Origin of the sequence: Bradyrhizobium sp., assembly GCF_049581145.1 — a bacterium.
In the GTDB taxonomy this organism is placed as follows: Bacteria; Pseudomonadota; Alphaproteobacteria; order Rhizobiales; family Xanthobacteraceae; genus Bradyrhizobium.
The window spans coordinates 1-18951 of sequence record NZ_JBAURI010000445.1; the positions used below are offsets into that span (position 1 = coordinate 1).

Here is an 18951-nt window from a genome sequence, read left to right on the forward strand (position 1 = left end):
ATCGGCGGCATCACGCCGAAGGCGTCCGCCGCCAGCATCACCACATTCTTCGGATGCGGCGCACGCCCGCTGCGGGAGGCGTTCGGAATGAAGTCGAGCGGATAGGCGGAGCGGGTGTTCTCGGTCTTCGAGCCGTCGTCGAAATCGGGCTCGCGGGTGTGCGGATCGAGCACCACGTTTTCCAGCACCGCGCCAAAGCGCTTGCTTGCCGCGAAGATCTCGGGCTCGGCCTCCTTCGACAGCTTGATGCACTTGGCGTAGCAGCCGCCTTCGAAATTGAAGATGCCTTCGCTGCCCCAACCGTGCTCGTCGTCACCGATCAGCGTGCGCTTCGGATCGGCCGACAGCGTGGTCTTGCCGGTGCCGGACAGACCGAAGAAGACCGCGGTATCGCCGGCAGGCCCGACATTGGCCGAGCAGTGCATCGGCATCACGCCCTTCTCGGGCAGATAATAGTTCAGCGTGGTGAATACGCTCTTCTTCATCTCGCCGGCATAATAAGACCCGCCGATCAGGACGATCTTGCGGGCGAAATCGATGGCGACGACATTCTCCGAACGCACGCCGTGGCGTTTGGGATCGGCGCGGAAGCTCGGCAGATCGACGATGGTCAGTTCCGGCACGAAGTCCTGCAGCTCGGACGCTTCGGGGCGAATGAGCAGCGTCCGGATGAACAGCGAATGCCAGGCGAGCTCGGTGAAGACCCGGGTCTTGATCCGGAACGTGGGATCGGCACCGCCATGGAGATCCTGGGCGAACAGCGTCATGCCCTCGGCAGCCTTCAGGAAGTCCTGGTAGAGCGTCTCGAACTGTTCCGAGGTGATCGACTGATTGCCGGCCCACCACATCGACTGGTCGGTCAAAGCGTCGCGGACGGTGAACTTGTCCTTCGGGCTGCGCCCGGTGAACTCGCCGGTATCGGCACACAGCGCGCCATCGGCGGAGAGCACGGCTTCGCCTGCACGCAGCGAATGTTCGTACAGCTGCGGCGCGCCAAAATTCCAGTTCACGCCCTTAAGTTTTTTGAAGCCGAATTTGTCGGCACCAAATGCCCCGTTATGCACGCCCGTCTCTTGCACCAAAGACCTCCTCGAAAAACACGCCTCACCGCCGCTAAAGGCGCCTGCCTTTGTCGCGGCGATGGCTATATAGCCTCTCCGGCAAGGCCCAAGCGAGCTAATAGTGATGAACGCGTGGCTTGCCAAGCCGATCCCGAAGGGTTGGTTATCGCGAGGGAATGCGGCGTCCTGCAGCGCGATCGATTGCTGCATTGCAGGTGTCGCTGTTGCGGTTTGGCGGCCGCCCGATGCGCAATCGGTCGTCGCGTCAATCCAGCGGCCCATGCTGCGACGCACAATCGGTGCGCCCTCGCCGATCGAGGGGAGTGGCCGCAGCGCGGCACAACAATTGTACGCGGGCAGCGTGCCATCGAGAAACACAGCGTTTCGGCGCGGCCGATCCGGCTCCGCCTTCAGGGAGACCGAAGGGCGAAATCGCCGAGAGTGTTCAGCGCGAGGAGCGATCGCCTCGGAATCGAGGCCGACCGCAGACTCCATCGGCGCAAAAGCGCTTGTGCAGAGCGGCGCGGGCGGCCCGTTCGGTCCGTCGAAGCAAGCATTGATCTGTCGCGGCAAACGCGAAAGCGCGTTTGCGGATCATTCTCAGAAGACTACGGTGTGGCGCGCGCGGTCTCCGCCAGCCTGGCCAGCATCTTCCGCAATTCCTCGGCCGAGGTCACCCGCTCGGGAAAATCCAGCCGCAGCACCGCGTCGCCGGCCTGCATGTCGATACCGTCGGGATCGCAGCCGGTGCAGCGCCAGTCGGCGGACCCAGCGGACAACAGACGCGTCGCATACAGATTCATGGCGTCGCGATGATCGGTATTCATGTGCTCGACCGCGCCCGCTTCGGCGTCGAGCAGCGCCTTGGCATCGCCAGTGACGGTCAGAAATTGCTCCGGCTCGAGGTCGACGATTCGCCCGAAGCCGGCCACCAGATGCGTGCCGGCCGGCCTGATCCGGAAAAACGAGAAATCCGCGAAATCCACGAAGGCCTCCGCGGAGGGATGGACGTTGAGGTAGCGCCGGCGCAGCAGCGCCAGATCGTCCGACATGGCTTGCTCGGCGCGGCCGGACAGCATGATTCGCGCCCCTTCCAGAGGATCGCCCGCGCTGCGCTCGTCCAGCATCAGCGAGACTCTGGCGTCGGCGAGCAGGTTCTTCGTGTGGACCGCAAGACGTGAAATCAGCAGGATCGGCGAGCCGTCGGGATGACTCGCGACATTGACAAGGGAGCAATAAGGATCGCCGCGGCCGGCCATCAATGTTGCCAGGGCGCCCTGCCGGCTGCGCCGGAGCAACGATTTCGCGAGCGCGTTGGGGTTAAAATCAGCGGTAATCTGCATCGGGTTTTTCCTCGTCATCCTATTGCAATGAAGACCTTTTCTCGGGTAAACAACCTCACACGGGGCCATGGCGCGTCGCAGGTGCGAAGCGTTTTACGGAATTCGGTCACACTTCAGCCCAGCTTGCATTGCTCGCTGACCGCTTCCGAAGCCCAATTATGCGGCGCATCACTCATTGCCCGCCGATTCAGCAGCTAACTGAAAGCGAGCTCATGCCCACAATCGCTTTGGTCGACGACGACCGCAACATCCTCACTTCCGTTTCGATCGCGCTGGAAGCCGAGGGCTATCGCATCATGACCTACACCGACGGCGCTTCCGCGCTCGACGGCTTCCGCTCGAGCCAGCCCGATCTGGCCATCCTCGACATCAAGATGCCGCGGATGGATGGCATGGAGACGTTACGACGGCTCAGGCAGAAATCCGACTTGCCGGTGATCTTCCTGACCTCCAAGGACGAAGAGATCGACGAATTGTTCGGTCTCAAAATGGGCGCCGACGATTTCATCCGCAAGCCGTTCTCGCAGCGGCTGCTGGTCGAACGCGTCAAGGCCGTGCTGCGCCGCTCGCAGCCGAAGGATCCAACCGCTGTGCCGAAAGAGACCGACGCGAAAGCGCTCGATCGCGGCCTGCTGCGGATGGATCCGGAGCGCCACACCTGCACCTGGAAGAATGAGCCGGTGACGCTGACGGTCACCGAGTTTCTGATCCTGCAGGCGCTCGCCACCCGCCCCGGCGTGGTGAAGAGTCGCAACGCGCTGATGGACGCGGCCTATGACGATCAGGTCTATGTCGACGACCGCACCATCGACAGCCACATCAAGCGGCTGCGCAAGAAGTTCAAGGTCGTCGACGACGAGTTCGAGATGATCGAAACGCTCTACGGCGTGGGCTACCGCTTCAAGGAAGCCTGATCGGCGCGCGTAACGCGTGCTGACGCCGCCTGCGCCCTGGGGTAGGATGCGGGCGGCGATGACTTGATCCAAAGCTTAACGCGATCCTGACTTAACTCGATCCAGACAAGTGTTGGCCTTTGCTTGATCGAACGCAGCCCGGTCCAGGACTGAAAGCCGAGGACGACCCCGCGTCCCTGGTGCAGGACGGTGCTGCCGTCGACAGCCTGCCGGTCAGGGCGTGGCGGCGGCCGCTCGGCTGGCTGCGCCGCGCCGGCCAGTTCCTGTTCACGCTCAGCTTCTCCAGTCTGACCCGCCGCATCGTCTCGCTGAACATCGCGGGCCTGCTCGCGCTGGTGGCGAGCATTCTCTATCTGTCGCAGTTTCGCGCCGGCCTGATCGATGCCCGCGCCCAGAGCCTGCTGGTGCAGGCCGAGATCATCGCGGGCGCGATCGCCGCATCCGCGACGGTGCAGACCAATACCATCACCATCGATCCCGATCGGCTGCTCGACCTGAAACCAGGCGAAACCTACACGGGCGGCGACGACTATTCGCCGCTTGATTTCCCGATCAATCCGGAACGCGTCGCACCGGTGCTGCGGACCCTGATATCCCCAACCAAGACCCGCGCGCGGATCTACGATCCGAACGGTGGACTGATCCTCGACAGCCGCAGCCTGGAAAACGTGCTGCGCTTCGACCTGCCGCCGCCCTCGGACAAGCCCGGCCTGCCCGAACGGGCGATGATTGCGATCCGGACCTGGCTCAACCGCGGCGACCTGCCACTCTATCAGGAGCCGGAGAACGGCAACGGCTATGAGGAAGTCGCCGACGCCCTGAAGGGCTTGAAGCGCAGCATGGTGCGCGTCAACGCCCGCGGCGAGGTGATCGTGTCGGTCGCCGTGCCGGTGCTGCGGTCGCGCAACATCCATGGCGCACTGATGCTGTCGACCCAGGGCGACGACATCGACCAGATGGTGAGCGCCGAGCGGCTGGCGATCCTGAAGGTCGGCGGCGTCGCGACGATCGTCATGATCGTGCTGTCGCTGTTGTTGGCGAGCACGATCGCGGGTCCCGTGCGTCGGCTCGCCGACAGCGCCGAGCGCGTCCGCCGCCGCATCAAGACCCGCGTCGAGATTCCGGACTTCACCCGCCGCCGCGACGAGATCGGGCATCTCTCAGGCGCGCTGCGGGACATGACCGACGCGCTCTACAACCGGATCGAGGCGATCGAGATGTTCGCCGCCGACGTCGCTCATGAATTGAAGAACCCGCTCACCTCGCTGCGCTCGGCGGTGGAAACGCTGCCGCTGGCGCGCAGCGACACCAGCCGCGCGCGGTTGCTCGCGGTCATCGAGCACGACGTCAAGCGGCTGGACCGTCTGATTTCCGACATCTCGGATGCGAGCCGGCTCGACGCCGAATTGCAGCGACAGGACATGGCGCCGGTCGATATTCGCCGCCTCCTGACGACGCTGACCTCGGTTGCCAACGAAACCAAGGTCGGCCACGACGTCGCCGTCGAGGTCCGCTTCGAGGGCCGCAACCCCGCCGACACCTTCTCAGTCCCCGGCCACGATTCGCGCGTCGGCCAGGTGATCTCCAACCTGCTGTCAAACGCGCAGTCCTTTTCGGAAGCCGGCGCCCAGGTACGCATCATCTGCCGCCGCCTGCGCTCGCAAATCGAAATCGTGGTCGATGACGACGGGCCGGGGATTCGCTCGGACGCACTGGAGCGCATTTTCGAGCGCTTCTATACCGATCGGCCGCACCAGGGGTTTGGCCAGAACTCAGGGCTTGGGCTGTCGATCTCGAAGCAGATCATCGACGCTCATGGCGGACGGATCTGGGCCGAGAACAGGCCCGGACCGGCCGGCGAGGACGGTGAGCCGACCGTGGCCGGCGCCCGCTTCGTGGTGCGACTTCCGGCACTATGACCGAGGCCGCCGGCGCGAGCGTGCATGCCTCCGCGGTCCGGGTCGGCGACCGCGCGGTGCTGATCCGCGGGCCGTCTGGCGCGGGAAAATCGCGCCTCGCCTTCGACCTGATCCTGGCGGGGCGGGCCGGACAAATTCCTGAAACGACCCTGGTGGGCGATGACCGTGTCCTGCTCGACACAGTCGCCGGAGAATTAGTGGTCCGTTCGGTCCGGGAATTGGCCGGCTTGATGGAGATTCGAGGGCTCGGCATCCGGCGCTGTGCCTTCGTCGAGCAGGCGCGGGTCGGACTTTTGGTCGATTTGGCGGCGGCGGACGCCGAGCGGCTGCCGCCGCCTGCAGCGCTGCAAGCACGGGTGTACGGTGTTTCAATACCACGAATCCCCGTGGGACCGGGTTTTGCGGCCCTGTCGATGGTTGTCGCGGCATTGACGACAACCCCCGGTTTACATTCACTTAAGGAGTGAGAGGATTGTCTGGAGGGGAATCGTAACCATATCAGCCTCACAATCGCCACGGATTAGACTGGCGCTGCTCCCCTCCCTACCCGCATACTCCGGGAGAATCGCGAAAGTGCCCTCTTGCGCGGGGGCACCGATTGGTCAAAGTGGCGCGTTCGTGCGGTGCACCTAAGAAGCACCCGCGAGGAGTTTCCGATGATTGGTCTAGTACTGGTGACCCATGGGCGCCTCGCCGACGAGTTCAGGGCGGCGCTGGAACACGTCATGGGTCCTCAAAAGCAAATCGAAGCGGTCACGATCGGGGCCGAGGATGACGCCGATCTGTGTCGAAGCGACATCATCGAGGCGGTCAATCGCGTCGATTCCGGCGACGGCGTTGCCATTCTCACCGACATGTTCGGCGGGACACCCTCGAACTTGGCCATTTCCTGCATGAGCCGGCCGAAAGTAGAAGTTTTGGCGGGGATCAACCTGCCAATGCTGGTCAAGCTGGCCAAGGTTCGCGAGGAGCGGTCGCTCCCCGACGCGATCGCGATGGCTCAGGAAGCCGGCCGCAAATACGTCACAATTGCCAGCCGCGTGCTGGCCGGCAAATGATCGACGACGACCAGTCGTCGGCAGAGAACATCCCCGGCCCGCGCGTGCCCGAGGGAGCGGTTTCCCGGGAACTCCTCATCATCAACAAGCGCGGCCTGCACGCGCGCGCGTCCGCGAAATTCGTCCAGACGGTCGAGCGCTTCAGTGCCGAGGTCTGGGTGACACGCGGCAGCGAGACGGTCGGCGGCACCTCCATCATGGGACTGATGATGCTGGCGGCCGGACCGGGCACCACGATCGTGGTCTCCGCGATCGGTCCCGACGCCGAGGCCGCGGTCGCGGCGATCACCGAGCTGGTCGAGAGCAAGTTCAGCGAAGAGAACATGTAGGCCAACGGAGGCTTGGCATGCGAAGACTTGGCATACGAAGACTTGGCATACGAAGACTTGGCACGCGAAGACTTGGCACGCGAAGACTTGGCACGCGAAAACTTGGGGTGCGAAGATTTGGCGCGACCGTCCGGCGCACTCCCTCCCCACTTGCGGTGCGAGGCGGCCAAGCTACTGCGCCGGCGGCACGATGTAGACCTTCCAGTTGATCGCCGGGCCGGGATGGCCATGGAAGAAGCGCTGCGTGGTCATCACCAGCTGCTCGGCATTCGCCGCGTTGTCCTTCATCCAGGCTTCGCAGCTCGGCAGCCGGCCATCGGTGGTATCGCAGATGCCGATGAAGCCGAGGCGCCTGGCCTCCCCCAGCGAGGTCAGCCCGGACGACCACACTTCACCCGGCGTATAGGGCGCGGGATGGTCAGGACTGTAGAACGTCATGGGCTCGCCGACTTCCGTGGTGCCTGCGACGACCCGCCAGGGTGAGCCGAAACGCATGTGCCAGGTCTCGGTCAGTTCGCGCGCCAGTTGGGAGCGCGCGCCGTAGCTCGCGGCGCTGTTGGGGTTGTCCTCCATTTCGCGCACCGCGATCGCAGGCGCGGCAGCCAGCGTCGCGAGCGAGAGCACGAGCCAGATCACGGTGAGCCGGAACAACGCGATCCGGCGCAGGCGCAGCGCGGGGATCGCAACCAGCGCCAGCGGCACCAGGAAGAACAGCGAGATACCCCAATCGGTCTTCATGTAGATGGTAAAGGCCAAACCGCCGAGCGGCGGCCCGATCGCGACGATGACCTGGATGATCCAGATGTTGAGCGCTTGCCCGGGATCGACTCCCGGGTTCGTGCCGCGCGACCAGAGCCGTCCGATGAAGCGCGGCGGCCACGCCAGCGCCAATGCCGCCAGCGCCATCGGCAGGAGCAGCAGCGCCAGATTGTGACCGACATAGCCGAGCACGAGTCCTGCGCTCTGCGCGCGGCTCGATAGTCCGTAGACGTCGCCGGCATAGGTGAGCGGCACGAAGTCCACCTGTTTCAGCCAGATGAGATGTGGGATCATCGCCACGACCATCGTGATGATCGCGACCCAGGGCGCGGGCGAGCGCAGGAACTTCATCCTCTCCGGATGGAGCAGCGCCGCCAGCCCGATGGCGCCGATCATGGTCAGCACCCAGTATTTGGTCATCAGTGCCAGCGCGCCGGCGAGCCCGAGCCAGATGCCGGAGCGAACGCTGCGCTTCTCGAACGCATCGAGATAGGCCAGCACCACGAGTGGCAGCGTGACAAGCTGCAGCAGGTCGGGATTGTACTTGAAACCCTTGAAATTGAAGATCGGATAGATCGCGAGCATCACCACGACAAAAAAGGCGCGGCGGCGATCGACCACGCGCAACGCGATCAGCCACGAGATCACGAGCCCGGCGCCGAGCGTCGTCATCGCCAACAGATAGGTCGCCCAGTCGGCGACCGGGAAGACCTTGAACCAGAGCCCGGCGACCCAGCCGGCAAGCGGCGGATGCTTGCCGTAGCCGAGCTGGAATTTCTGGCCCCAGGCGAACGCCTCCGCGACGTCCATATGGACGTCCTGCGCCGCCTTGAGCCGGATCAGGATCAAGGTCCAGAGCAGCGCATGCCACACCGCAAAGCTGATCACGAGCCACGGGCCGGACTTGGGATCGCTGGCGCGCGCCGCAAACCATGCGGCGACCCGGCGAAGGCTGAACCTGCGGCGCGCCTGCGCGGCCGCCGGCAAAACTGATGCAGTCGACATGGCCCGTGCCTAGCGCGTTTTGCGCGCGAGTGAAATCGGTTTGGAATTGGATGCGAATCAGCTTGGCGTGAAGAAAGCCCCTGAAAATACAGCAATATGGTTGCCGCATAGGTGGGTGAATGCTATCCCGCGCCCATGACGAGCGTCCCCATTTCCAACATCCGCAACTTTGCCATCGTCGCCCATATCGATCATGGCAAATCGACGCTGGCCGACCGCCTGATCCAGACCACCGGCGGGCTGACCGATCGCGAGATGGCGGGCAAGGAGCAGGTGCTCGATTCCATGGATATCGAGCGCGAGCGCGGCATCACCATCAAGGCGCAGACGGTCCGGCTGCACTACCACGCCAGGGACGGCAAGGATTACATCTTCAACCTGATGGACACCCCCGGCCATGTCGACTTCGCCTATGAAGTCTCCCGGTCATTGGCGGCCTGTGAAGGGTCCCTGCTGGTGGTCGACGCCAGCCAGGGCGTGGAGGCGCAGACGCTCGCCAACGTCTATCAGGCGCTCGACAACAATCACGAGATCGTCCCGGTCCTCAACAAGGTCGACCTGCCGGCGGCCGAGCCCGAGAAGGTGAAGCAGCAGATCGAGGACGTGATCGGCATCGACGCCTCCGATGCGATCATGATCTCGGCCAAGACCGGGCTTGGCATTCCCGACGTGCTGGAAGCGATCGTCACCCGCCTGCCGCCGCCGCAGGGCGACCGCGATGCGACACTGAAGGCGCTCCTGGTCGACAGCTGGTACGACGTCTATCTCGGCGTGGTCGTCCTGATTCGGGTCGTCGACGGCGTGATGAAGAAGGGCAGCCGCATCCGCATGATGGGCACCAACGCGGCCTATGACGTCGAGCGCGTCGGCTTCTTCACGCCGAAGATGACGCAGGTCGACGAACTCGGCCCCGGCGAGATCGGCTTCATCACCGCGGCGATCAAGGAGGTCGCCGATACCCGGGTCGGCGACACCATCACCGACGACAGGAAGCCGGTGACCGAAATGCTGCCGGGCTTCAAGCCGGCGATCCCGGTGGTGTTCTGCGGCCTGTTTCCGGTCGATGCCGACGATTTCGAAACGCTGCGCGCCGCGATGGGCAAGCTGCGGTTGAACGATGCCAGCTTCTCCTTCGAGATGGAGACCTCGGCAGCCCTCGGCTTCGGCTTCCGCTGCGGCTTCCTCGGGCTATTGCATCTGGAGATCATCCAGGAGCGGCTCTCGCGCGAATTCGATCTCAACCTGATCGCGACCGCACCCTCGGTGATCTACAAGATGAAGCTGACCGACGGCAGCGAGATCGAGATCCACAATCCGGTCGACATGCCCGACGTGGTGAAGATCGCCGAGATCCAGGAGCCCTGGATCGAGGCCACAATCCTGACTCCCGACGAATATCTCGGCAGCGTGCTGAAACTTTGCCAGGACCGGCGCGGTGCGCAGAAGGAGCTGACCTATGTCGGCTCCCGCGCCATGGTGAAATACGACCTGCCGCTGAACGAGGTGGTGTTCGATGTCTACGACCGGCTGAAGTCGGTGTCCATGGGCTACGCCTCGTTCGACTATCACCTGACCGACTACAAGCCTGCCGACCTGGTCAAGATGCAGATCCTGGTCAATGGCGAGCCGGTGGACGCGCTGTCGATGCTGGTGCATCGCACCCGCGCCGAAGGCCGCGGCCGCGCCATGGTCGAGAAGATGAAGGAATTGATCCCGCCGCACATGTTCCAGATTCCGATCCAGGCGGCGATCGGCGGCAAGGTGATCGCGCGCGAGACCGTGCGCGCCTTGCGCAAGGACGTCACCGCGAAATGCTACGGCGGCGACGTCACCCGCAAGCGCAAACTTCTGGAGAAGCAGAAGGAAGGCAAGAAGAAGATGCGGCAGTTCGGCAAGGTCGACATCCCGCAGGAAGCCTTCATTGCCGCACTGAAGGTCGATAGCTGAGAGCTGCTCAACCGCAGGCGGGTCATGGCGAGGCTCGCGACGGGACGCGATCGCGCCTCCCCCACCTTGATCGCCGACCGCAGATGGACCACCATTGCCGCTCCCAATCAGAACCCCGCAAAGGGCAGAGGAAACGCGATGAACAAACTTGCCGGATTGAGCCTGATCGAGCGCGCCCGCGCGCTGGCCCCGTTGATCGCGGGCGAGGCCGATTCGATCGAGCGGACAAGGCGGCTCACCGAGCCGGTCGTCTCCGCCCTGATCGGGAACGGGCTCTATCGTTCGCTGCTGCCGCAGAGTCTTGGCGGCGCCGAGGCGCCGCTCGAAGTCTTCATGGGCATGCAGGAGGAAATCGCGAAGGCGGATGCCTCTACCGCCTGGTGCCTCGGCCAGTGCAGCGTCTGCGCGATGACCGCGGCCTATCTCGATCCCGAAGCGGCCAACGAAATTTTCAATACCGCGCCCGGCATCCTGGCCTGGGGCGCCATCGCCCATTCGGTGCAGGCGGTTCCCGGCGGCTACAGGGCGCATGCGCGCTGGGAATTTGCCTCGGGCTCGCGGCAGGCGAGCTGGCTGGGCGCTCATGTCCGGATCACCGAGGCCGACGGCACACCGCGCAAAAAGCCGGACGGCTCGCCGGAAATCCGAACCGTCCTGTTCCCGATCACCAGCGCCACCATGTACGACGTCTGGGACGTGATCGGCCTCAAGGGCACCGGCACCGATTCCTATTCGGTCGACAATCTCTTCATTCCCGAGAAATTCGCCGCGCTGCGCGACGACCCCAACGCGCTGCGCGAAAGCGGGCCGCTCTACAAGCTCTCCACCAACATGGTGTTCGGCATGGGCTTTGCCGCGACCTCGCTGGGCCTCGCCCGCGCCACGCTCGATGCCGCGACCGATCTCGCCCGCGAGAAGCTGCCGCAGGGGCTGGCAGCCATGCGCGAAAACAACGCCGTGCAGGGCCTGATCGGACGCACCGAAGCCAGCCTGCGCGCGGCCCGCGCCTATCTTTATACGACTGCCGCCGAGGTCTGGCGCGATCTCGAACGCGGCGATCCTCTCACCGAAGCCCATCGCATCGCGCTGCGCATCGCCGCGACCTGGACTATCCATCAATCAGCGTCCGTGGTCGATACCGCCTATCACATGGCCGGCGCCACTGCGATCTTCCACGCCAATCCGTTCGAGCGACGCTTTCGCGACATGCATGCCATCGCCCAGCAGATCCAGGCGCGCGATACCCACTACGAGGATGCCGGCCGCGCGATCCTGTCAGCCAACCTCGAGACGGCCCCCACCACGCGGTGAGGCCAAGCAGGCACCGAGGAGATGCACAAAGGATTCCCAAGCACAACCCAATCCCTGGTCACGGATTGTCCGCCATACAACCCGCTATCCTGATTGGAATACCGCTCAATTGTTAATTTCTTTCTGGGATATTCCGTCCGCCACCCAACGAGAAAAAGCGGACACTCCCCATGTTCAGACTGCGTTCGATCAGCGCCCGGCTGATTCTTGCGATTTCGCTCACTGTCGCGGCGGCCTGTGCCATCCTCGGAACGTTCTCGATCTGGCAGCAGCGCGCGCTCACCGATCTCGCCCTCGAACAGCAACTCAAGCTGCAATATGACGGCGTGATCGCAGCTCTCGACTATGAGGGCCGCACCGCGCTCGCGGTCAGTTCCGTGATCGCGGCGCTGCCGCCCGTCGCGGACGCCATCCAGAAAGGCGATCGGGAGGCTTTGGGCACGCTGCTCGGCGGCGCCATGGCGTCGTTGAAGACGCAGGATATTCCGCTCGTCACCTTCCAGACGCCGCCGGCCATCGCCTTCTATCGCGTGCACGATCCGAAGAACTTCGGCGATGATGTCACCAACCGCCGCGTCACGGTACCGGAAGCGTTGAAGACCGGGCGGCAGATCGTCGGCGTCGAGCCGGGACGCGATGCGCTGAGCATCTTCGGCATGACGCCGGTCATGCGCGACGGCAGGGTTCTCGCCAATACCGATATCGGCATCTCCTTTGGCAAGGACTTCGTCGATCGCATCAAACAGCGCTTCGGCATCGACCTCGCCGTGCATTGGACCGACGGCCACAGCTTCAAGAAACTGTCCTCGACCTTCGGCGACGACGTCGTGGCAACTCCGGACGAGCTGAGGCGCGTGTTCGACGGCGCGGTGGTTACGCGCGACGCCACGCTGGCCGGTCATCCGGCCGCACTCTATGTCGGGCAGATCAAGAACTACGCCGGCCAGCCGGTCGGGGTGCTGGAGGTGATCAAGGATACCACGGCCTACGAGGCCGCGGCCGCCGGCGCGCAACGGCGCCTGGTCATCGGCACGATCATCATTCTGGCCGTCGCCGCGTTGCTGGCGTTCCTGCTCGGACGAGGGCTGTCGCGCCCGCTGACGGCGATCACCGCGGTCATGAACCGGCTGTCTTCCGGCGACATGGAAGTCGCAATCCCCGGCGGCGAGCGCGGCGACGAACTCGGCACCATGGCCCAGGCCGTCGATGTGTTCCGCCGCAACATGCTGGAGGCGCGCGCGCTGCGCGAGACCCAGGAAACCGCCAAGCAGCAGTCCGAGGTCGAGAAGAAGGCGCTGCAGCGCCGGATGGCCGATCGTTTCGAAGCCGACGTCAAGAGCGTGGTCGGCGCGGTCGCCAAGGCGACCGAGGACATGCAGCGGGTGGCATCCGAGATCAGCGCGAGCATCAACGGTACCTCGCAGCGCGCCGCCGCCGCAGCCGCAGCCTCGGAGGAAGCCTCGGCCAGCGTCGGCACGGTGGCGTCCGCGACCGAGGAACTGGCCTCGTCCGTCGCCGAGATCGGCCGCCAGGTCACCCATTCCTCCAGCGTCGCCGAACAAGCCGTCAGCAAGGCCGGCCAGACCACCGAAATGGTCGGCAGTCTGGCCGCTGCGGCAGAGAGGATCGGCGACGTGCTTCGCCTGATCGACGCCATCGCGAGCCAGACCAATCTGCTGGCGCTGAACGCCACCATCGAGGCGGCGCGGGCCGGCGAGGCCGGCCGCGGCTTTGCCGTGGTCGCCGCCGAGGTGAAGGAGCTGTCGAGTCAAACCGCGAAGGCGACCGAGGAGATCGCGGGCCAAGTCACCGCGATCCAGTCGGCCACCGGCGAATGCGTCGTCGCGATCGGCGGCATCAGCCAGACCATCCGTGACATCAGCGGCATCGCCACCACCATCGCCGCCGCGGTCGAGCAACAGGATTCCGCGACCCGCGAGATCGCGCGGAGCGTGCAGCAGGCCGCCGCCGGTACCAGCGAAGTCTCCCAAAACGTCGCCGGCGCGAGCACGGCGGCACAACAGTCGCGCAGTCTGGCCGACAGCGTCATGGTCGCGTCCGGCCAGCTCGGCCAGCACGCCGCCACACTGTTCCAGAGCGTCGACAGCTTCCTGGCCGGCTTGCGCGACGCGGCGTAGCGCCCTGCATCCATCCGCTGACGGGCCGGAGGCGCAATGGAACCGATAAGAACGCGTCCGAGCGACGTTCCAGACTGACGATTCCGTAAAACTCCGTAGTCCTACGAGCGAACTGCGGCGGCAGTTATTAATGACTTTCCTGCAACTTCCGAACAAACCTCCTTTGACCCGGAATGCCCATGTTCAAGCTCCGTTCGATCGCCGCGCGCCTGATTCTTGCGATTTCCGTCACCGTCGCCGTTGCCTGCGGGATTCTCGGAACTTTCTCGATCTTCCAGCAGCGGTCACTGACCCAGCTGGCGCTCGATCGGGAACTCAAGCTGCAATATGACAGCGTGATCGCGGCCGTCGATTATGAGGGCCGCACGGCGCTCGCGGTCAGTTCCGCCATTGCGGCACTGCCGCCGGTCGGTGACGCCATCAGCAGAGGAGACCGGGACGCTCTCGGCGCGCTGCTCCTGGCCACCCATACGGCGCTGAAAGCGCAAGGCATCCCCCTGATTTCGTTCCAGACGCCGCCGGCCGTGACTTTCTATCGCGTCCACGCGCCAAAAGTCTTCGGTGACGACGTCTCGGCGCGCCGCGCCACCGTTGTAAAGGCCCTGGCGACCGGCCAACCGATTGTCGGTGTCGAAGCTGGGCGGGAATCGCTCGGGATTTTCGGCATCACGCCGATCGTGCGTGACGGCAAGAGCCTCGCCAATGTCGATATCGGCGCCGCCTTCGGCAAGGAGTTCGTCGACCGCGCCAAGCAGCGCTTCGGCATCGATCTGGCCGTGCACGCGCTCGACGGCCAAAACCTGAAAAAGCTCTCCTCCACCTTCGGCGATGAGGTTGTAGCGACCCAGGAAGAGCTGAGGAGCGTCTATTCAGGCGCACCTTTGCATCGTGATGCCGTTCTTGCCGGCCACTCGGCCGCGCTCTACGTCGGACCGATCAAGGACTATGCTGGAAAGCCCATTGCGGTGCTGGAAATCGTCAAGGACACGACCGCCTACGAGGCTGCCGCCTCCAGCGCCCAGCGAACCCTGCTGTTCGGCACCCTTGCCATTCTCGTCGGCGCCGCGCTGGTCGCGTTCCTGCTGGGGCGCGGCATGTCGCGTCCGCTGGTCGCGATCACGGCCGTCATGAACCGCCTTTCGGGCGGCGATACCGACGTCGTCATTCCCGGCGGCGATCGCACCGACGAACTCGGCACCATGGCGCAGGCGGTGGACGTGTTCCGCCGCAACATGGCCGAGACGCGCTCGCTGCGCGAGGCGCAGGAGGCCGACAAGCACAAGGCCGAGTTGGAGAAGAAGACGCTGCAGCGCCAGATGGCGGACCGTTTCGAGACCGACGTCAAGGGCGTGGTGTCGGCCGTCACCAAGGCCAGCGACGAGATGCAGCGCGCCGCCGCCGCGATCAGCGAAAGCATCCATGGCACGTCGCAGCGCGCCAAGGCGGCGGCGGCTGCTTCCGAAGAAGCCTCGAACAGCGTCAGCACCGTTGCCGCCGCAACCGAAGAGCTCGCCTCTTCGGTCGCCGAAATCGGCCGCCAGGTCACCCATTCCAGCAGCGTCGCCGAACAGGCCGTCAGCAAGGCCGGGCAAACCACCGAAATGGTCGGCAGCCTGGCCGCCACCGCCGAAAAGATCGGCGATGTGCTTCGGCTGATCGATGCCATCGCCAGCCAGACCAATCTCTTGGCGCTCAACGCGACGATCGAGGCCGCGCGTGCCGGCGACGCCGGCCGGGGTTTTGCGGTCGTCGCAGCCGAAGTGAAGGAACTCGCCAGCCAGACCGCGAAGGCGACCGAGGAGATCGCCGGCCAGGTCAGCGCAATCCAGTCCGCCACCTCCGATTGCGTAACCGCGATCGGCGGCATCAGCCAGACCATCCAGGACATCAGCGGGATCGCCACCACGATTGCCGCCGCGGTGGAAGAACAGGATTCCGCAACCCGCGAAATCGCGCGCAGCGTGCAGCAGGCTGCGGCCGGCACCAACGAGGTCTCGCATAATGTCACCGGTGCGAGCCAGGCAGCGGAGCAGTCGCGCAGCCTGGCCGACAGCGTCATGGCGGCGTCGGGCCAGCTCGGCCAACAGGCCCGCGCGCTATTCCAGAGCGTCGACACGTTCCTCGCCGGCTTGCGCGACGCGGCGTAACCAAACGATCCAGTCTCCCTGATCGCGTGGCGGAACCGCGCCGCGCGGCCTGCGTTGCGATCAATGCAACCGCAATCCGAGGAGACGAAGCATGCCGCGCGGCGACAAGTCCAGCTACACCAACAAGCAGAAGCGCCAGGCCGAGCACATCGAGGAAGGCTACGAGGACCGCGGCGTCGCCAAACAGGAAGCCGAGCGGCGCGCGTGGGCCACCGTCAACAAGGAAACCGGCGGCGGCAAGAAAACCGGCTCGGGACGCGGCAAGCCCGAAAACCATGAGCCGTCGAAGCGCGGCGGCCGCATCGGCGGCCCGCGCGGCGGCAAGGCTGCCGCGAGTCGGCCAGCGGCGGCGCGTTCGCGTTCCGCCAAGAAAGCCGCGGCCAGCCGCAAAAAGCATGCGACCAAGCGCTCCGGCGCACGCAAGAAATCCTAAAGCGTGATTCGGAAAGCATGCCCTCGGGCTGCGATCCGACGGGCGAGTACCGGATTTCCTTCGCGACAAGCGCGGAACGCGTTTGTCGCGAACATCCCACTCAATCAAAAACCGGGAGCGGATGGTGATCCAAGCTCGATCCCATCACGATCTCTAGGCGACTCGCGCCTTGCGCGCCAGCGCATCCGCGCCATTCTGCGCACGCAGGAGTTCGACGATTTCCGCATTGGGCCGCGCCCGGCTGAACAGAAAGCCCTGCCCCTCGTGGCAGCCCTCGGCGCGCAGGCAGCTCAGCTCCGCCTCGGTCTCGACGCCCTCGGCCGTGATGGTGACGCCGAGGCCCTTGCCGAGGCTGACGATGGAGCGAATGATCGCCTGGGCGTCGCGATTGGCGGCCAGGTCGCGGACAAACGACTGGTCGATCTTGATCTTGTCGAACGGGAAGCTGCGCAGATAGCTCAGGCTGGAATAACCGGTCCCGAAATCGTCCATCGAAATCCGCACCCCGAGTGCGCGCAGCGCATGCAGCGTGACCAGCACATGGCTGCTCTTCTCCAGTAACAACGTTTCGGTGATTTCCAGTTCCAGCTGCTTCGCCGACAGGCCGGATTGCCGCAGCGCGTCCATCACGACCGACAACAGATTGCCGACGCGAAACTGCGCCGGCGACAGATTGACGGCGACACGAACATTGTCCGGCCAGAGCGCTGCGTCCATGCAGGCCCGGCGCAACATCAACCCGCCGAGCGCATCGATCAGGCCGGTCTCCTCGGCGACCGGGATGAACTCGGCCGGCGAGACCATCCCGCGCTCGGGATGCGGCCAGCGCACCAGGGCCTCGCAAGCTGTGATACGGCCGCTCGAAAGGTCGACCAGCGGCTGATAGAACGGCCGCAGCACGTCGTTCTGGATGGCCTCGCGCAAGTCGGTCTCGATCTTGCGGCGGATCTGGGCATGCGCGTCCATCCCGGCCTCGAAGAAGCTGAAGGTGCCGCGCGATTCCATCTTGGCGCGGGACAACGCCATGTCGGCGTTCTTGAGAAGCTTCTCCGAATCGTCGCCATCGCCGGGAGCCATCGCCATGCCGATGGTGGCGCCGGTGATGACGCAATCGCCGTCGAGCAGAAAGGGGTCGCTGATCGCCTCCAGCAGCTGCTTCGCCAGCAGCACCGCGTCCTCGGGCCGCGCCAGCCGGGTCTGGACGATCGCGAATTCGTCGGAGTTGAGGCGGGCCACGGTATCTTCCGCACGCAGCGTGGATCGCAGCCGCTTGGCCACCCCGCGCAACAACTTGTCGCCAATGCCGTGGCCGAGCGTGTCGTTGACGGATTTGAAGTTGTCGAGGCCGAGCACCAGGACCGCGACCTTCTCCGAGCCACGCCGCCGGTGCAGCAGGATGTCGTCCATTTGCTGGCGCAACAGGTTGCGGTTCGGCAGTCCGGTCAGCCCGTCATGCTGGGCCAGAAACGCGAGCCTCGCCTCGGCCCGCTTGCGCTCGGTGATATCCATGAGGGCGAGCAGCACCGCCGGCCGCTCATGATAGACCAGATGGCGCGCATAGATCGCGAGGTCGATCAGGGTTCCGTCGGCCTTCACGTGTTTCCAGGTTCGCGCGGCCCGTTCGTCGCTCGAACGATCGCCGGCCCACGGCGCCTCGCGATCGAAGGCCTGCAGGCTGCGGATCGTGAGCTTCTCGAACTCGGGCCGGCCATAGCCGTAATGATCAATCGCGGCGGCGTTGACGCTGAGCACTCGCTCGTCGTCCAGCGCACAGACGATCATCGGAACAGGATTGCAGTCGAACAGCAGCCGGAACGAAGCCTCGCGCTGCTTCAGTTCAGTGATATCGACGCGCAGGCCGATGACGCCGCCGTCGTCGGTCAACCGCTCATCGATCAGGATGACCCGCCCGTCGGCAAGCTTTTGCTCGTGACGCTCGCCGGGGTGGTAGAGTCTCGCCAGCCGCTCGGCGATCCATTCCTCTTCCCGGCCGATAGCTTCCGGGTAGTCCCCGCGCGCGACGCCGATGCGAATGGTGTCCTGCAGCTTCGCGCCGGGCGCGAACAGATCCGCGCTGCGGCTGTAGATCTCGGCGTACCGCTTGTTCCAGAGGATGTAGCGGCCTTCGGCGTCGAGAAACACGATGCCCTGGGGCAGGATATCGATCGCCTCGCGCAGCCGCTCATGAGATTTCCGTGCACTTGCGATCGCGGCTTCGACCTCGGCGCGCGTGTGCGCGATCTCGCTTGCCCTTCCGGCTTCAGACCAATGACTCCCTAGCTTGGGATTTGGCTTGAGCTTGGGACTTGGCTTGAGCTCGGGACTTGGCTTGGCGCGGCGGCCAGGTTTCCGGATGATCGCCGCATGCTTCGGTTTCCTTCGATTGTTCGGCCGGATACTCGGCATTCACTGCCCCGCTCGCACTGCATTCCACGTCACGCTGTATTGGGGCAAGGTCTTAAAGAAAAGGTATCTCATTCCGGAAACGGCCAGCGACGGCTGGCCATGGCGCATGATTCCCCCGCCGGTTCCAAGGTTTGCTCCGAGGCTGGCCTGCCCGTTTCCCGGGCGAAAGGCGGCGCGGGAT

15 protein-coding genes are annotated in these 18951 nt (G+C 64.8%); 10 read left to right on the top strand and 5 right to left on the bottom strand.

All coding sequences use genetic code 11. From position 1 onward, the window contains the following. Both WCB02_RS14365 and WCB02_RS14370 read right to left on the bottom strand, forming a co-directional pair. Window positions 1–1079, bottom strand: a 1079-nt coding sequence (locus WCB02_RS14365) for a phosphoenolpyruvate carboxykinase (ATP) (protein WP_423958883.1), incomplete at its 3' end; no start/stop codon positions are given. Window positions 1080–1669: 590 nt separating this feature from the next. Further along, a complete protein-coding gene (locus tag WCB02_RS14370; protein WP_423958884.1) occupies window positions 1670–2404 on the bottom strand; it encodes a HugZ family protein in 735 nt (244 codons plus the stop codon). Window positions 2405–2616: 212 nt separating this feature from the next. On the opposite strand from WCB02_RS14370, the gene WCB02_RS14375 reads away from it, so the two are divergent. From WCB02_RS14375 to WCB02_RS14395, 5 genes are all read left to right on the top strand, one after another. Next, on the top strand, window positions 2617–3318 hold the full coding sequence (locus tag WCB02_RS14375; RefSeq protein ID WP_423958885.1) for a response regulator transcription factor: 702 nt from the start codon (window positions 2617–2619) through the stop codon (window positions 3316–3318). Window positions 3319–3437: 119 nt separating this feature from the next. After that, window positions 3438–5237 carry a stimulus-sensing domain-containing protein gene (locus WCB02_RS14380; protein WP_423958886.1) on the top strand — a complete coding sequence of 600 codons (1800 nt, stop codon included), beginning with the start codon at window positions 3438–3440 and terminating at the stop codon, window positions 5235–5237. Next, the gene (locus WCB02_RS14385) at window positions 5234–5704 is read left to right on the top strand and encodes an HPr kinase/phosphorylase (RefSeq protein ID WP_423958887.1); all 471 of its coding nucleotides are present in this window, start codon (window positions 5234–5236) and stop codon (window positions 5702–5704) included. The genes WCB02_RS14380 and WCB02_RS14385 overlap by 4 nt, the downstream gene beginning before the upstream one ends. 189 nt (window positions 5705–5893) lie before the next feature. Further along, entirely contained in the window at window positions 5894–6295 is a 402-nt protein-coding gene (locus WCB02_RS14390) for a PTS sugar transporter subunit IIA (RefSeq protein WP_212503542.1), read from the top strand. After that, entirely contained in the window at window positions 6292–6624 is a 333-nt protein-coding gene (locus WCB02_RS14395; protein WP_423958888.1) for an HPr family phosphocarrier protein, read from the top strand. The genes WCB02_RS14390 and WCB02_RS14395 overlap by 4 nt, the downstream gene beginning before the upstream one ends. Before the next feature lie 171 nt (window positions 6625–6795). Here the strand turns inward: WCB02_RS14395 and WCB02_RS14400 are convergent, their stop codons facing one another. Next, on the bottom strand, window positions 6796–8388 hold the full coding sequence (locus tag WCB02_RS14400) for a glycosyltransferase family 39 protein (protein ID WP_423958889.1): 1593 nt from the start codon (window positions 8386–8388) through the stop codon (window positions 6796–6798). A 135-nt stretch (window positions 8389–8523) separates the two neighbouring features. Here WCB02_RS14400 and lepA point away from each other — a divergent pair, with 135 nt between their 5' ends. From lepA to WCB02_RS14425, 5 genes are all read left to right on the top strand, one after another. Then, complete coding sequence (gene lepA / locus WCB02_RS14405) at window positions 8524–10335, top strand: translation elongation factor 4 (protein WP_423958890.1); 1812 nt, start codon at window positions 8524–8526, stop codon at window positions 10333–10335. A gap of 138 nt (window positions 10336–10473) precedes the next feature. Beyond that, window positions 10474–11646 carry an acyl-CoA dehydrogenase family protein gene (locus WCB02_RS14410; protein WP_423958891.1) on the top strand — a complete coding sequence of 391 codons (1173 nt, stop codon included), beginning with the start codon at window positions 10474–10476 and terminating at the stop codon, window positions 11644–11646. Window positions 11647–11816: 170 nt separating this feature from the next. Beyond that, on the top strand, window positions 11817–13784 hold the full coding sequence (locus WCB02_RS14415) for a methyl-accepting chemotaxis protein (RefSeq protein WP_423958892.1): 1968 nt from the start codon (window positions 11817–11819) through the stop codon (window positions 13782–13784). A gap of 179 nt (window positions 13785–13963) precedes the next feature. Next, window positions 13964–15931, top strand: coding sequence for a methyl-accepting chemotaxis protein (locus WCB02_RS14420; protein WP_423958893.1), 1968 nt, complete (start codon window positions 13964–13966; stop codon window positions 15929–15931). Between the two features lie 91 nt (window positions 15932–16022). Further along, a complete protein-coding gene (locus WCB02_RS14425; RefSeq protein ID WP_423958894.1) occupies window positions 16023–16364 on the top strand; it encodes a plasmid stabilization protein in 342 nt (113 codons plus the stop codon). Window positions 16365–16517: 153 nt separating this feature from the next. Here the strand turns inward: WCB02_RS14425 and WCB02_RS14430 are convergent, their stop codons facing one another. Both WCB02_RS14430 and WCB02_RS14435 read right to left on the bottom strand, forming a co-directional pair. Beyond that, on the bottom strand, window positions 16518–18770 hold the full coding sequence (locus tag WCB02_RS14430) for a putative bifunctional diguanylate cyclase/phosphodiesterase (RefSeq protein ID WP_423958895.1): 2253 nt from the start codon (window positions 18768–18770) through the stop codon (window positions 16518–16520). Continuing rightward, the coding region (locus WCB02_RS14435; RefSeq protein ID WP_423958896.1) for a hypothetical protein at window positions 18771–18951 on the bottom strand (181 nt) is incomplete at its 5' end.

Coding starts and splice junctions, on each gene's coding strand:
- WCB02_RS14375 (WP_423958885.1), top strand. CDS start 2,617: ATGCCCACAATCGCTTTGGTCGACGACGACCGCAACATCCTCACTTCC.
- WCB02_RS14370 (WP_423958884.1), bottom strand. CDS start 2,404: ATGCAGATTACCGCTGATTTTAACCCCAACGCGCTCGCGAAATCGTTG.
- lepA (WP_423958890.1), top strand. CDS start 8,524: ATGACGAGCGTCCCCATTTCCAACATCCGCAACTTTGCCATCGTCGCC.
- WCB02_RS14410 (WP_423958891.1), top strand. CDS start 10,474: ATGAACAAACTTGCCGGATTGAGCCTGATCGAGCGCGCCCGCGCGCTG.
- WCB02_RS14415 (WP_423958892.1), top strand. CDS start 11,817: ATGTTCAGACTGCGTTCGATCAGCGCCCGGCTGATTCTTGCGATTTCG.
- WCB02_RS14430 (WP_423958895.1), bottom strand. CDS start 18,770: ATGCCGAGTATCCGGCCGAACAATCGAAGGAAACCGAAGCATGCGGCG.
- WCB02_RS14390 (WP_212503542.1), top strand. CDS start 5,894: ATGATTGGTCTAGTACTGGTGACCCATGGGCGCCTCGCCGACGAGTTC.
- WCB02_RS14420 (WP_423958893.1), top strand. CDS start 13,964: ATGTTCAAGCTCCGTTCGATCGCCGCGCGCCTGATTCTTGCGATTTCC.
- WCB02_RS14385 (WP_423958887.1), top strand. CDS start 5,234: ATGACCGAGGCCGCCGGCGCGAGCGTGCATGCCTCCGCGGTCCGGGTC.
- WCB02_RS14400 (WP_423958889.1), bottom strand. CDS start 8,388: ATGTCGACTGCATCAGTTTTGCCGGCGGCCGCGCAGGCGCGCCGCAGG.
- WCB02_RS14425 (WP_423958894.1), top strand. CDS start 16,023: ATGCCGCGCGGCGACAAGTCCAGCTACACCAACAAGCAGAAGCGCCAG.
- WCB02_RS14395 (WP_423958888.1), top strand. CDS start 6,292: ATGATCGACGACGACCAGTCGTCGGCAGAGAACATCCCCGGCCCGCGC.